General features: G+C 70.5%; 13 protein-coding genes and 1 pseudogene. 7 read left to right on the top strand and 7 right to left on the bottom strand.

Annotated features, from left to right (window positions below; all coding sequences use genetic code 11):
- A pseudogene (locus tag ACJMNC_RS00600) lies at window positions 1-220 on the bottom strand (transketolase); the annotation flags it as partial.
- A 168-nt stretch (window positions 221-388) separates the two neighbouring features.
- On the opposite strand from ACJMNC_RS00600, the gene ACJMNC_RS00595 reads away from it, so the two are divergent.
- Both ACJMNC_RS00595 and ACJMNC_RS00590 read left to right on the top strand, forming a co-directional pair.
- Window positions 389-1,372 (top strand): heme o synthase, encoded by a 984-nt coding sequence (locus ACJMNC_RS00595; RefSeq protein ID WP_408946023.1) that lies wholly within the window; start codon window positions 389-391, stop codon window positions 1,370-1,372.
- A 51-nt stretch (window positions 1,373-1,423) separates the two neighbouring features.
- A complete protein-coding gene (locus tag ACJMNC_RS00590) occupies window positions 1,424-2,074 on the top strand; it encodes a hypothetical protein (RefSeq protein WP_408946022.1) in 651 nt (216 codons plus the stop codon).
- Window positions 2,075-2,079: 5 nt separating this feature from the next.
- On the opposite strand, the gene ACJMNC_RS00585 is transcribed toward ACJMNC_RS00590, so the two are convergent.
- Window positions 2,080-2,643, bottom strand: a complete 564-nt coding sequence (locus tag ACJMNC_RS00585) for a hypothetical protein (RefSeq protein ID WP_408946021.1) — start codon at window positions 2,641-2,643, stop codon at window positions 2,080-2,082.
- Window positions 2,640-3,605, bottom strand: a complete 966-nt coding sequence (locus tag ACJMNC_RS00580) for a quinone oxidoreductase family protein (RefSeq protein WP_408946020.1) — start codon at window positions 3,603-3,605, stop codon at window positions 2,640-2,642. Before ACJMNC_RS00580 ends, ACJMNC_RS00585 begins: the two co-directional genes overlap by 4 nt.
- 33 nt (window positions 3,606-3,638) lie before the next feature.
- On the opposite strand from ACJMNC_RS00580, the gene ACJMNC_RS00575 reads away from it, so the two are divergent.
- Window positions 3,639-4,022 carry a hypothetical protein gene (locus ACJMNC_RS00575; RefSeq protein ID WP_408946019.1) on the top strand — a complete coding sequence of 128 codons (384 nt, stop codon included), beginning with the start codon at window positions 3,639-3,641 and terminating at the stop codon, window positions 4,020-4,022.
- Between the two features lie 91 nt (window positions 4,023-4,113).
- A complete protein-coding gene (locus ACJMNC_RS00570) occupies window positions 4,114-4,926 on the top strand; it encodes an oxygenase MpaB family protein (RefSeq protein WP_408946018.1) in 813 nt (270 codons plus the stop codon).
- Window positions 4,927-4,975: 49 nt separating this feature from the next.
- Here the strand turns inward: ACJMNC_RS00570 and ACJMNC_RS00565 are convergent, their stop codons facing one another.
- The 4 genes from ACJMNC_RS00565 to mptB form a co-directional block, all read right to left on the bottom strand.
- Entirely contained in the window at window positions 4,976-6,004 is a 1,029-nt protein-coding gene (locus ACJMNC_RS00565; RefSeq protein WP_408946017.1) for a COX15/CtaA family protein, read from the bottom strand.
- Window positions 6,001-6,705 (bottom strand): ABC transporter permease, encoded by a 705-nt coding sequence (locus ACJMNC_RS00560; protein ID WP_408946438.1) that lies wholly within the window; start codon window positions 6,703-6,705, stop codon window positions 6,001-6,003. The genes ACJMNC_RS00565 and ACJMNC_RS00560 overlap by 4 nt, the downstream gene beginning before the upstream one ends.
- Before the next feature lie 143 nt (window positions 6,706-6,848).
- Complete coding sequence (locus tag ACJMNC_RS00555; RefSeq protein ID WP_408946016.1) at window positions 6,849-7,784, bottom strand: ABC transporter ATP-binding protein; 936 nt, start codon at window positions 7,782-7,784, stop codon at window positions 6,849-6,851.
- A gap of 42 nt (window positions 7,785-7,826) precedes the next feature.
- Complete coding sequence (gene mptB / locus ACJMNC_RS00550) at window positions 7,827-9,590, bottom strand: polyprenol phosphomannose-dependent alpha 1,6 mannosyltransferase MptB (RefSeq protein WP_408946015.1); 1,764 nt, start codon at window positions 9,588-9,590, stop codon at window positions 7,827-7,829.
- A gap of 148 nt (window positions 9,591-9,738) precedes the next feature.
- On the opposite strand from mptB, the gene ACJMNC_RS00545 reads away from it, so the two are divergent.
- From ACJMNC_RS00545 to sufD, 3 genes are read left to right on the top strand one after another with little or no spacing between them, the layout of a single operon-like run.
- On the top strand, window positions 9,739-10,527 hold the full coding sequence (locus ACJMNC_RS00545; protein ID WP_408946014.1) for a helix-turn-helix transcriptional regulator: 789 nt from the start codon (window positions 9,739-9,741) through the stop codon (window positions 10,525-10,527).
- Complete coding sequence (gene sufB, locus ACJMNC_RS00540) at window positions 10,524-11,963, top strand: Fe-S cluster assembly protein SufB (protein WP_408946013.1); 1,440 nt, start codon at window positions 10,524-10,526, stop codon at window positions 11,961-11,963. Before ACJMNC_RS00545 ends, sufB begins: the two co-directional genes overlap by 4 nt.
- The gene (gene sufD / locus ACJMNC_RS00535; RefSeq protein ID WP_408946012.1) at window positions 11,963-13,135 is read left to right on the top strand and encodes a Fe-S cluster assembly protein SufD; all 1,173 of its coding nucleotides are present in this window, start codon (window positions 11,963-11,965) and stop codon (window positions 13,133-13,135) included. Before sufB ends, sufD begins: the two co-directional genes overlap by 1 nt.
- The last annotated feature ends 19 nt before the right edge of the window (window positions 13,136-13,154 follow it).

The following is a 13,154-nucleotide window of genomic DNA, read 5'->3' as shown; positions in this document are numbered from 1 at the left end:
CCCAGGCCGGATCGGCCGGATCGTGCCGCATGATCCGCTGGTACAGGGTGTAGGCGAGCGGTGCCAGGCTCATCGCGGTCCCCGGGTGGCCGCTGCCGCAGTTCTGGACGGCGTCGGCGGCGAGGATCCGGGCGGTGTCCACCGCACGGGAGTCCACATCGGTCCAGTCGTCGGGGTAGATCTGCTGGGTCAGCGCACGGATCTCATCTGTAACGGCCACGGTGGGGGTGTCTCCTGTGGGTCGAAGCTGCGGGTTCCTCCAGCCTAGCGGCCCGGATTCTTCTGTGGGGAGCCGGAGGGATACCATCGGTCAGGAGGACAGCGGCCCCGGCGATTCCCGATCGGCGATTCTTGCGGCGGCTTTCTTGCGTACTTAAGGAGCCTGGCGTTGAAGATTGGGGAAAGCGTGAGCGCGAACCCTTCCGCCGAGGCATCCCGGAACACCGTTGAACCGCAGTCTCTCCCGAGCCGGATCAAGGCCACCCTGCTGGCGTACATCGCGCTGACCAAGCCCCGGGTGATCGAGCTGCTGCTGGTCTCGACGATTCCCGTGATGCTGCAGGCCGATCGCGGCCACGTCGACATCGGGCTGGTCCTGATCACCGTGATCGGCGGCTGGATGGGCGCGGCCAGCGCCAACAGCCTGAACATGGTGGCCGACGCCGACATCGATCAGAAGATGAAGCGCACCGAACGGCGGCCGCTGGCCCGGCACGCGGTACCGGTGCGCAATGCGCTGATCTTCGGCATCGTGCTCGCCGCCGCATCGTTCGCGATTCTCTACTTCGGCACCGGGAACAAGTGGCTGCCGCCGGTGCTGGTGATGATCACCATCGGCTTCTACGTGGGCGTCTACACGCTGATCCTCAAGCGCCGGACCTGGCAGAACGTGATCTGGGGCGGTGCGGCCGGCTGTATGCCGGCCCTGGTCGGCTGGGCCGCGGTCACCGGAACTCTGAGCTGGCAGCCGGTGATCATGTTCCTGGTGGTGTTCTTCTGGACGCCGCCGCACACCTGGGCGCTGGCCATGCGCTACCGCGAGGACTACCGGGCCGCCGGAGTGCCGATGCTGCCGGTGATCGCCACAGAGGAGCACGTCACCAAGCAGATCCTGGTCTACAGCTGGATCACCGTTCTGGTCTCCTTCGCTCTCATTCCGGCCACCAGCTGGATCTACCTGGCGGTCGCGGTGGCCTCGGGCGCCTGGTTCCTGTGGTGGGTCACCCGGCTCTACAGCCGGGTCCGTCAGGGCGAAGAGGTCAAACCGCTCAAGATCTTCCTCAAGTCCAACGAGTACCTGGCGCTGCTGTTCTGCGGCCTGGCCGTGGACGCCGTGCTCAACGGCCCCACCATCGCGAGCTACTTCTCCTGACCGGTGGACGGGCCGATGGCGAATCTCCGGCCCGCGTATAGCGGTTTGAGCATGCGCCACAATCCCGGCATTCCGATCGCGGTGGCGGCCGGCGCGGCGGCGATCGGCATCACCGGCGCGGCGCTGCTCGACTCCACGGCCGGCGCGGTGATCCTGCTCCTGGTCGCTCTGGCCGTCGTCGCCGGCTGCGTGCTGACGCTGCGCCGCCGGGACGGCTACGAGGTGAGGTCCTCACGCGACGCCTCGGAGTCGCGGTGGCGTGACGCCGACCGCGGGCTGGCCGACCGGCGGAACGTCTTCGCCCGGGCGGAGCTGGCCGGACTGGACCTGACCGAGCTCGAACCGCGAGTCCGGGAGGCCGCCGCTCCGTTGCTGACGGAGAGGTCCGCCGGACAACCGGTGGACCGGATCGTCGTCGTGCCCGGACAGTTCCCGGACATCGACCGTTCCCCGGCGACGGCTGAGCCGGGCTTCCGGTTCAGCGCCGTGAACACCTCGGTGCTGCTGAAGGTGCGCGCGGACATCATGCGCCGGGCGAGCTCGCCGCCGTACGACGCCGCGCTGGTCGGGCTGGCGGTGGGGCAGGCGCCGTTCGATCGCGAGCTGGGACCGGTGATCCGGATGAATGTGGGGCCCTCGTCGGTGAAGACCGCCGGCATGTACACCCTGCGCGGACGCTGGGTGGCCGACCGGTCGTTCTGAGCCGCTCAGGCCTCGATGGCGCGCTGGACACGCCCGGCCAGTTCGGTGTGCAGCTTCTCCGGCGGCGCCACGGCGCCGCGGTCGGTCAGACCGTCCACGACGGCCAGCACCTGTTCGAGATAGGCGGACTGCTCGGGGCCGTCGGTCGCGTCCGCGTGGGTGAGGAGTTTCAGGCCCCGCTCGCAGGCGCGGGCGTCGGTCTCGGCGAGTCCGTCGGTACCGGTGTTGCGGGCATGGCGGTCGGCGCGGGCCCAGTCGCTGCGCAGCATGGCGGGATCGAGTTCGTACTGCCCGTAGGCCGACAGGATCCGGGCGTGCTGCTCGACCGCCCGCTCCCACTGGATGCGCAGGGGAACCGGTGGGTCCGCGGCCGGTCCGGGGACTGTGGGCGCGGCCGACGGCAGGGCCAGCGCCGCCACCGCCACGGTGAGCAGGGCGGTGCCGCAGAGCACCAGGAGCACCGGATCCCAGGACGACCACCCCACCACGATCACCAGCGCGAGCGCCGCGATCGCCGCGACGGCGAGCCGTCCCGCGCTCGGCGGGCCGGAGCGCTGCGTGCCGGTCACGGGATCAGCACGGTGGCACCGGTGGTGCCCCGCGCCTGCAGATCCCGGTGTGCGCGAGCCGCGTCGTCGAGCGGATACGACTGGCCCACCCGCGGCGTGAGAACTCCGTCGGCGACGGCACCGAAGAACTCCGCCGCCCGGCGCTCGAACTCGGCGCCGTCGGCGATGAAGTGGGCCAGCGTGGGGCGGGTCACCGAAAGCGAGCCGAGCGGGTTGAGGCGTTGCAGGTCGAACGGCGGCACCGGGCCGCTCGCCGCCCCGAAGACCACCACGGTGCCGCGGACGGCGCAGGCGGCCAGGGACTGCTCGAACGTGGCGGCGCCGACGCCGTCGTACACCACATGCGCACCGGCGCCGTCGGTGAACGCGCGCACCCTGTCGGCCAGGTCCTCGCCGTATTCGAGCACCAGAGCGGCACCGGCCTCACGGGACAGCTCGGCCTTCTCCTCGGTGGAGACGGTGGTGATCACCCGGATGCCGCGGGAGGTGGCCCACTGGGTCAGCAGCAGCCCCACCCCGCCGGCGCCGGCATGGACCAGCACGGTGTCGCCGGGCTGCGGACGCGCGCTGCCGTCGAGGAGGTAGTTCGCGGTCAGTCCGCGCAGCAGGGACGAGCCGGCCACCTCGTCGGGCACGCCGGGCGGCACCGGAAGCACCCGGTCGGCCGGGAGCGCCGCCTGCTCGGCGTAGCTGCCGTCGCCGTCGCACCAGGCGACCCGCTGGCCCACCTTGCGATCGGTGACGCCCTCGCCGACGGCGAGGATCTCCCCGGCGCCCTCGTTGCCCGGGATGTAGGGGAGCGGACGCTGATAGAGGCCGCTGCGGAAGTAGGTGTCGATGAAGTTCACACCGGCGGCCCGCACCGCGACGAGGACCTCGCCGGGGCCCGGTGCCGGGTCGGGACGGTCGGTCGGGGAGAGCACCTCGGGGCCGCCGAGTTCGTTGACGAGGATCGCACGCATATCCCAGTTCTACACGCCGCTATCATGATGCACATGACCGAGCAGAGCACCGCCACCGACACCGACGCCGCGCCGGCCCCGATCACCCCGCCCGCGAGCGTCGTCGCCTCGATCCGCAAGTACGTGGCCGCCGAGGGCGGCAGCGCCAGCGCGGTCCTGCAGCCGGTCGGTGCCGCCGGCGTGCGGATCACCCTCGTCGGTGAGGGCGACGGCGTGCTGGGCGACCGGGTGGTCCGCACCCTCGACGAGGCCAAGGCCGTCGTGGAGGCCGTCGACGGACTCGAAGAGGCCGAGGAATGGGACCGCGCCCTCACCGCGAAGGCCACCGTGCGACCGTCGCACTGGCGCCGGATGGCCGGCTGGGTGGCGCACCAGAAGCACTTCCCGCGGGCCCGGAACCGCAAGATCGTCGACTGATCCGCGCACGCCCGGGACTTTGGTCCCCTCTTAGTCCCGGATCCCCGTCCTGACATGTGAGAACGCCTCGGGCCACTTTTAGACTCGGGGCATGACGCAGCAGGCGGACGACGTGTCCGTGGCCACGGCCGGCAGCCGGGGGCACAGCGCCGTCGACGCCCGCCGGCGGGTGCCGATGCCGCTGGTGTACCGCTATCTGGGGGACAAGCGCTTCGCGTATGCGCTGCCGCGGGCGCTCGCCCTGCAGATTCTGCATCCGGGCAATGCCGCCGCTCTGGTGGAGCATGTGCACGGCGGGCTGTGGGCGCACAAACAGCGCGCCGTGGGGCAGATGGTCTACATCGCCTACAGCAACCGGGATCTGCGGTCGGTGATCCGCACCGCGCACGCACACGTGAAAGGCACGGACTCGGAGGGACACCGCTACCACTCCCTGAACCCGGAACTCTTCCACTTCCAGCACGCCACCTACGTCGACGCGTTGTTCTTCTCCGTCGAGCACTTCCACAGCCCCCTGTCGGGGCCGGATCGGGAGGAGCTGTACCGGCAGTGCTGCCGCTGGTACGGCAAGTACGACATCTCCGACCGGGCGGTGCCGGCGAGCTACGGCGAGTTCCGCGAGTACTTCGAGGACTTCTGTGCGCGCGAGCTCCGGCTGACCCCGGACGCCGTGCAGCTGCGCGAGGAGACCCTCGATCCGTCCACGTGGTATCCGCGCAGGGTGCCGCCGGGCGCGATCCGGGCCATGCTGCATCCGCGCGCGGCCGCACTGCTCGACGTCGCACCCTCGGGCCGTGACCGGGCCTCGCTGGCGGCCTTCGCCGCCCGGGCCCGGACCAGAGCGGCCCTCAGCCGGGGCGACCGCAGGCTCATGCCGCCCGCCCGGCACGATCCCGACCGCTGAACTCGCATCGCCGATGCGGACGGCATCGCCGCCCGGACCGGCTCGCGGCTCAGGAGGCGCCGGCGGTGGCCGGCAGCGCGGCGCCGGTGTTCCGGTCGCCGGGCTCGGCCGCGGCGGCCGTCCGGCCGAAACGGGCCGCGTGCAGGACCAGCGCGGTGGCGCCGACCATCAGCAGGGCGCTGCCCAGCATGTGCAGAACGACCAGCGTCTCGGGCAGCTCCAGGGCGTACTGGACGTAGCCGATCACGCCCTGCAGCACGATGATCGCGCCGAAGACGAGTGCGGTCCGGCGCCAGGAGAGCCGCGCGATCACCGCCAGCAGAATCAGCGCCACCGCCGCGCCGACCAGGGCCCACACCGCGTCGACGTGCAACTGGGTGGCCATCCGCGGATCGAGCCCGTTGCGATGCGCATCCTCGTCGCCGGCATGCGGACCGGAACCGGTCACCACCGTGCCCAGGTAGACGGTCACCCAGGTGACGGCGTAGACCAGCCAGGCCAGCGCCACGGCCAGCCGGCCCATCGGCGAATCGTCGCGCGCTTGCGGCGCGGCGCCCGGGACGGTGCGGTACACCAGCCAGGTGGCCAGGGAGATGATCAGCATGGTGGCCAGGAAGTGCAGCGCCACCACCCACGGATTGAGCTGGGTGAGCACCGTGATGCCGCCGATGATCGCCTGCGCGGGCACGCCGAGCGCGATACCGGTGGCCAGCCAGCGACTGGTGCGGTCGTGCGGCCGGTACCGCATGGCCGCAACCCAGGTGCCGACGGCCACGACCACCAGCACCCAGGTGAGCATCCGGTTGCCGAACTCGATCACGCCGTGGATCCCCATCGCCGGATGGGGGGTGACCGATCCGCTGGTGCACTCGGGCCAGGTGGGGCATCCCAGGCCGGAGTCGGTGACGCGCACAGCGCCGCCGGTGACCACCAGCAGCACGTTGGCGGCCAGATCGGCGATCGCCCACGCGTACAGGAAACGCAGGCTCGGCGTGCGGAAGCCGAACCATCGGGACAACGCCGATGGGCCGCTGCCGGTTGTCGTGGGGGCGGACGTGGTAGGGGCTGAACTACTCATTCGAACTTGAACCACCTGACGGCGAGCAGGCCGCCGACGGCGGCCCAGACGAGGAGGACGACGACGCAGAAGACGTCGACGTGAGACTCGGTGGTGGCCCGGGTCAGCGCTTCGGCGAGCGCCCCGGACGGGCTCAGACGGGCGATCGTGTGGACGGCGCCGGGCACCCGGTCGTCGAAGACGACCAGACCGGCCAGGCCTAGCAGCACGAACCAGATCAGATTGCCCAGGGCGAGTACCACTTCGGCCTTCAGGGTGCCGCCGAGCAGCAGTCCGAGAGCCGCGAAGGCGAGGGTGCCGAGCACCAGCAGGCCGGCACCGATGACCAGGCCGGCCGGCTGCGGGGTCCAGCCGAAGGCGGCGCCGATCGCGCCGAGCAGCAGCGTCTGCAGAACCACCACGATCACCACCGCGAGCGACTTGCCGGCGATGATGCCCCAGCGGGGGATGGGCGTGGCGCCGAGGCGCTTGAGCGCGCCGTAGCGGCGATCGAAGCCCACCGCGATGGCCTGCCCGGTGAAGGCCGTGGACATCAGTGCGATGGCCATGATCGCCGGCACGAAGGTGTCGGCCCGGTCGGCGGCGCTGTCGCCGATCTCGGTGCTCAGCGGCAGCAGGCACAGACCCACCAGCATGGTGACCGGGATGAACAGGGTCAACAGCAGCTGCTCGCCGTTGCGCAGCAGCAGTGTGGTCTCCATCCGGGTCTGCGCGGCGAGCATCCGCACCAGCGACGCCGGGCGGGGCGCCGGCCGGAAGGTGCCGGGCGCGAAGCGGTTGTCCCCGTGGCGGGTCTCCCCGTGACGGGTGGCATCGGATCCGGGATTCCCGGCGGTCTCGGTCATCAGCGCACCTGCCGGCCGGTGAGAGTGAGGAAGACGTCTTCGAGGCTGTCGCGGCCCACCACCAGTTCGGTGACCAGCACCTGTCGCTGGGCGCACCAGGCGGTGACCGCGGCGATCAGCGGCGGATCGATCCGGCCGTCGATCAGATAGCCGCCGGAGGGTGCCGGGAGACAGCGGTAGCCGTCGCCGAGTGCGCCGCCGAGCTGGTCGGGATCGATGGGATCGCTGGTGCACATCCGGAGCTGGTCCCGGGTGTCCCGGCTGGTCAGGTCGGCGGGGGTGCCGGCGGCGACCGCACGGCCGTGATCGATGATCACGATCTGGTCGGCCAGCTGCTCGGCCTCGTCGAGCAGGTGGGTGGTGAGCAGCACCGCGACGCCGTCCGCCGCGAGTCGCTCGATGAGCTCCCAGACCAGGATGCGGGCGTGGGCGTCGAGTCCGGCCGTCGGCTCGTCGAGGAAGACCAGCTCGGGCCGGCCCACCAGTGCGCAGGCCAGGGCCAGCCGCTGCTGCTGGCCGCCGGACAGCCGGCGGTACGGGGTCCCGGCCGCCTCGGTCAGGCCGAGGACGTCGAGCAGCCAGCCCGGATCGATCGGATCGGCGCTGTAGGCCGCGCAGAGTCTGAGCATCTCGCCGGCTTTGGCGCCCGGGTAGGCGCCGCCGCCCTGCAGCATGACCCCGATGCGGGCCCGCAGGGCGTCGTTGTCGGCGATCGGGTCGAGTCCGAGGACCTCGACGGTGCCCTCATCGGGCACGCCGAAGCCCTCGCAGATCTCCACCGTGGTGGTCTTGCCGGCCCCGTTGGGGCCGAGCAGTGCGAGGATATCGCCGCGGGCCAGCTCCAGATCCAGCCCGTCGACCGCGGTGACCTCGCCGTAGCGCTTGACCAGCCCACGCACCGCCAGGGCAGGGGTGGAGGACTCGTAGGCGCGCACAGGTCCAGCCTAGGCTGCGCGATCCGGCGGTCGGCAGCCGGGTCAGGGGGCGGTGCGGCGGCTGAGCCAGAGCCGGACCGGGTGGTCGATGAAGAAGAAGATGCTGGCCACAGCCGCGGTGAGCAGCCCGGTGAGCAGGCCGATCGCCACCACCATGGGGCTGGTGTCGGCGCTGGTGGGCATCACCACCACTGCGATGATGGCGGAGATCACTACCGTGCCCACCCGGAACCAGCGGGTGGTGGCCCACGCGGCGAGCGGGATGATGGCCCACAGCAGGTACCAGGCCTGCACGAACGGGAAGAAGATCACGAAGGTGGCCATGGCGATGCCCAGCCCGCCGAGCGGATGGATGCGCCCGGCCAGGGTCGCCAGCAGCCACCGGATCACGAAGATCGCCGCGATCAGCTGACCGATCGGGCGTGTCACGTCCAGGATCGCCTGCGTCTGCTCGCCCAGACCGAGCCAGAGTCCGATCCGGCCGGCCACCACCGACACCAGAGTGGGCATCGACATCCACGAGCGGACGATGCCGCCGGTGCTCAGGGTGGAGGTCCAGCCGAAGCCCAGGCCGGTGCCCAGGCAGATCACCGCGGTCACCAGCACGGTGACCGCTCCGGTGATGCCCGCGGCGCCGAGCAGGGCGCCCAGCGGTCGGCGCAGGCGCGGCCACCACTGGCGGATGGGGGCGTGCCGCAGGGCCGGCAGGGTGGCGCCCCAGCGCCGGGCCAGGGCCACCCCCACGAAACCGAGGGCGAGCAGCGAGGCGATCTTGATCATCGCCGAGGCCGCGATCACGGCGCTGCCGGCGAGCAGCAGCCAGCCGGCGCGGCTGGGCAGGATACTGCCGGGTCTGTGCAGGCTGGCGCTGCCGTAGATGGCCCGGAACGACAGTTCGACGCCGACCAGCATCATGCCGATCATCAGCGCCTCGTTGTGGATCCCGCCCACCAGGTGCAGGATCACCAGCGGATTGAGGGCGCCGAGCCAGAGGGCGGCGACGGCGGAGACACCGCAGCGGCGGGCCAGTTTCGGCAGCGCCCAGACGATCAGGGCGACGCCGAGCAGGGCGAGCAGCCGATGCAGGAAGACCGCGGCGGTGATGCTCTCGCCGGTGACCCGGGTGATCTGTTCGCCGAACCAGAGGAACAGCGGGCCGTACGGCGCCGGGGTGTCCTTCCACAGGTTGGGCACCGACAGGGTGAGCGGATGGTCCACGCCCAGCCCGCGCATCGGGCTGTAGGTGTACGGGTCCTGGCCCCGGTAGGCGATCGCGCTCTGCGCCAGGTACGAGTAGACGTCCTTGCTGAGCAGCGGCGGCGCCACGAGCAGCGGGGTGCACCACATGAGCAGGGTGCGGTAGGCCTGTCCGCTGGTCATCCGGCGCGGTGGGCTCGTGCCCTCGGCCACCTCCACCCCGAACCGGCCGACGGCGAAGCGGCCGAGCATCACCCAGGCGATCACCAGCATTGCGGTGCCGCCGATGCTGATCGTGAGCGCGGTGTTGAACATCCGGGAGGGCAGGGACAGCACCCGCATGCCCACGATCGGGTTCTGCAGCACCGGCATCATGCCGGTGCCGAGCGAGCCGAGCAGGATCAGGACCGAGGCGGTGGTGCCGAACAGCCGGATCCGCCGCAGCCGACGCGTCTCGAGCGCGTTGAGCGGCCCGACCTCGCGCTCGTCGTCGTGCATCCGCGCGACGGTGATGCCGTAGTCGCCGGTGTCCTCGGAGTCCCGCGGCCGCACCGGTCGGGACAGGCCGAGGTAGTCGAGCGCAGGGCGCACACCGGGGACTTGCCGCACATCGCAAGACTCTATGGCATGCCCGCGGCGGCGGACGTCAGGCGCCGCGGGAACCGGACCGGCGGTGACGGCGGGGCCCCGATTTGGGCCGTTCGGCCCTTGCCCGGCGCGTCCGACACGCCCTCTCATCGGGTGCCTTAGGCCACCCTTGCTGGAACCTGCGTCGGAATTACGTCACAATATTGTTGTGAAATCCACCGACGAGGACCGGCGACTGCTCATCGAGCAGTTCGCCGATGCACCGGGAGCGGACGGGCAGACCCGCGCCGCCGTGGTGTCGTTGCTGGTGGACGAGGGGCCGATGACCGCCGGTGACATCGCCGAGCACCTGGGTATCAGCGCCGCCGGAGTCCGGCGGCACCTGGACATCCTGGTCGGTGCCGGTGATGTGGAGACCGCGCCGGCCGGATTCGGCAAGGGCGGCCGGGGCCGCCCGGCCAAATGGTTCCAGCTCAGTCCCTCGGGCCGTGGCAAACTCCGCCACGCCTACGATGACCTCGCCGGCGCGGCGTTGCGCAAACTGCGCGAGCTGGCCGGACAGAATGCCGTCGACGCCTTCGCCCGGGAACGGGTCGAGGGCATCGTCTCCGGCGTGGCCCCGGCCGGCGAGAACGGCGACGCGGCACGCACCGCGGCGGCGATCGCCGACGCGCTCACCGGCGCCGGCTACTCGGCCAACATCCGCCAGGTGGGTACCGGTGTGCAGATCTGCCAGCACCACTGCCCCGTGGCCCACGTCGCCGCGGAGTTCCCCGAACTCTGCGAGGCGGAGACCGAGCGATTCACCGAACTGCTCGGCACCCACGTACAGCGGCTGGCGACCATCGCCAACGGCGACTGCGTCTGTACCACTCACGTACCACTGCAGGCGGTGCCGGACGGCGCCGCAGCGCAGAAACAGCCCCAACAGTCCCCCGATGGAAAGGCCTCACGATGACGGTCACCGACCCCGCCGCCGGCACCCCGCTGACGCAAGAAGAGACGATCGCGTCCTTCGACCGTTACGGCTACGGCTGGTCCGACAGCGACGAAGCCGGCGCTTCGGCGCAGCGCGGCTTGTCCGAGGCGGTCGTGCGCGACATCTCGGCGAAGAAGAACGAACCCGAGTGGATGCTCGAGCAGCGGCTCAAGGCGCTGCGGATCTTCGACCGCAAGCCCATGCCGAGCTGGGGTGGTGACCTCGACGGCATCGACTTCGACAACATCAAGTACTTCGTGCGCTCCACCGAGCGCCAGGCGGAGTCGTGGGAAGAACTGCCCGAGGACATCAAGAACACCTACGACCGGCTGGGCATCCCCGAGGCCGAGAAGCAGCGTCTGGTGGCCGGTGTGGCCGCCCAGTACGAGTCGGAGGTCGTCTACCACCAGATCCGCGAGGACCTGGAGGAGAAGGGCGTGATCTTCCTGGACACCGACTCGGGTCTGCGTGAGCACCCGGAGATCTTCCAGGAGTACTTCGGCTCGGTGATCCCGGCCGGCGACAACAAGTTCTCCGCACTGAACACCGCCGTGTGGTCGGGCGGCTCGTTCATCTACGTGCCGCCGGGCGTGCACGTGGACATCCCGCTGCAGGCCTACTTCCGGATCAACACCGAGAACATGGGGCAGTTCGAGCGCACCCTGATCATCGTCGACGAGGACGCCTACGTGCACTACGTCGAAGGCTGCACCGCGCCGATCTACAAGTCCGACTCGCTGCACTCGGCGGTCGTCGAGATCGTCGTCAAGAAGGGCGGCCGGTGCCGCTACACGACCATCCAGAACTGGTCGAACAACGTCTACAACCTGGTCACCAAGCGGGCCAAGGCCGAGGCCGGCGCCACTATGGAGTGGGTCGACGGCAACATCGGCTCCAAGGTGACGATGAAGTACCCGGCGGTGTGGCTGACCGGTGAGCACGCCAAGGGCGAGGTGCTCTCGGTGGCCTTCGCCGGCGAGGGGCAGCACCAGGACACCGGATCGAAGATGGTGCACCTGGCCCCGCATACCTCGAGCAACATCGTCTCCAAGTCGGTGGCGCGCGGCGGCGGACGGTCGTCGTACCGCGGCCTGATCAAGGTCAACCCGGGCGCCTACGGCTCCCGTTCGACTGTGGTCTGCGACGCGCTGCTGGTGGACCAGATCAGCCGCAGCGACACCTACCCGTACGTCGACATCCGCGAGGACGACGTGACCATGGGACACGAGGCCACCGTCTCCAAGGTGAGCGACGACCAGCTCTTCTACCTGATGAGCCGCGGACTGACCGAGGAAGAGGCGATGGCCATGGTGGTGCGCGGCTTCGTCGAGCCGATCGCCAAGGAACTGCCGATGGAGTACGCACTCGAGCTGAACCGCCTGATCGAGCTGCAGATGGAAGGAAGCGTCGGCTGATGACCGAGACCGCATCCGCCGCCGCGACCCCGGTGGCCAACAAGGGTGAGCTCTTCACCTCCTACGAGGTCGACGCCTTCGAGGTGCCGGCCCAGCGCGAAGAGGCCTGGCGCTTCACCCCGTTCCGTCGCCTGCGCGGCCTGCACGACGGCACCGCGCCGGCCACCGGCCGCACCGGCGTCTCCGTCGCCGGGGAACCGGAGGGCGTGAGTGTGGAGACCGTCGGCCGCACCGACGAGCGCCTCGGCGCCGCCGGCGTGCCCTTCGATCGCGTGGCGGCACAGGCGTATTCGTCGTTCCAGGAGGCCACCGTGATCACGGTCGCCGCCGAGGCGCAGGTCGCTGATCCGGTGGTGGTCACCGTGACCGGTCCCGGGGCCGGCGAGGTGGCGTACTCGCACCTGCAGATCCGCGCCGAGGCCTTCTCGAAGGCCGTCGTGGTGCTCGATCAGCGCGGTGGCGGCACGGTCGGCGAGAACGTGGAGCTGATCGTCGGCGACAGCGCGCACCTGACCGTGGTCGCCGTCCAGGAATGGGACGACGACGCGGTGCACGTGGCGACCCATCATCTGTCGCTGGGCAGGGACTCGGTGGTCCGGCACTTCTCGATCAGTCTGGGCGGCAACCTGGTCCGGCTCTCGCCGCATGTTCAGTACACCGCACCCGGCGGCGACGCCGAGTTGTGGGGCCTGTACTTCGCCGATGCGGGCCAGCACCTCGAGCAGCGGCTGCTGGTGGATCACTCTGCGCCGCACTGCCGTTCGCGAGTGGTCTACAAGGGTGCCCTGCAGGGCGACCTGTCCGGCGACAAGCGCGGCGAGGCGCACACCGTCTGGATCGGCGACGTGCTGATCCGGCCCACCGCCGACGGCACCGACACCTACGAGCTCAATCGCAATCTGGTGCTCACCGACAACGCCCGGGCCGACTCGGTGCCGAACCTGGAGATCGAGACCGGCGAGATCGTCGGAGCCGGCCACGCCAGCGCCACGGGAAGATTCGACGACGAGCAGTTGTTCTACCTGCAGGCCCGCGGTATCCCCGAGGATCAGGCGCGTCGACTGGTGGTCCGCGGATTCTTCGGCGAGGTGCTCGCCAAGATCACCGTGCCGGAGCTGCGTGAGCGGCTCGAAGCGGCCATCGAAGCCGAGCTCGAATCCGCCGGCGCCTGAGCCGCGCCCACAGCCCACA

Origin of the sequence: Gordonia sp. VNK21 (assembly GCF_046098115.1) — a bacterium.
Lineage (GTDB): Bacteria > Actinomycetota > Actinomycetes > Mycobacteriales > Mycobacteriaceae > Gordonia.
Note: the sequence above shows the minus strand (reverse complement) of the source record. Positions and strands in the feature narration are given on the sequence as shown.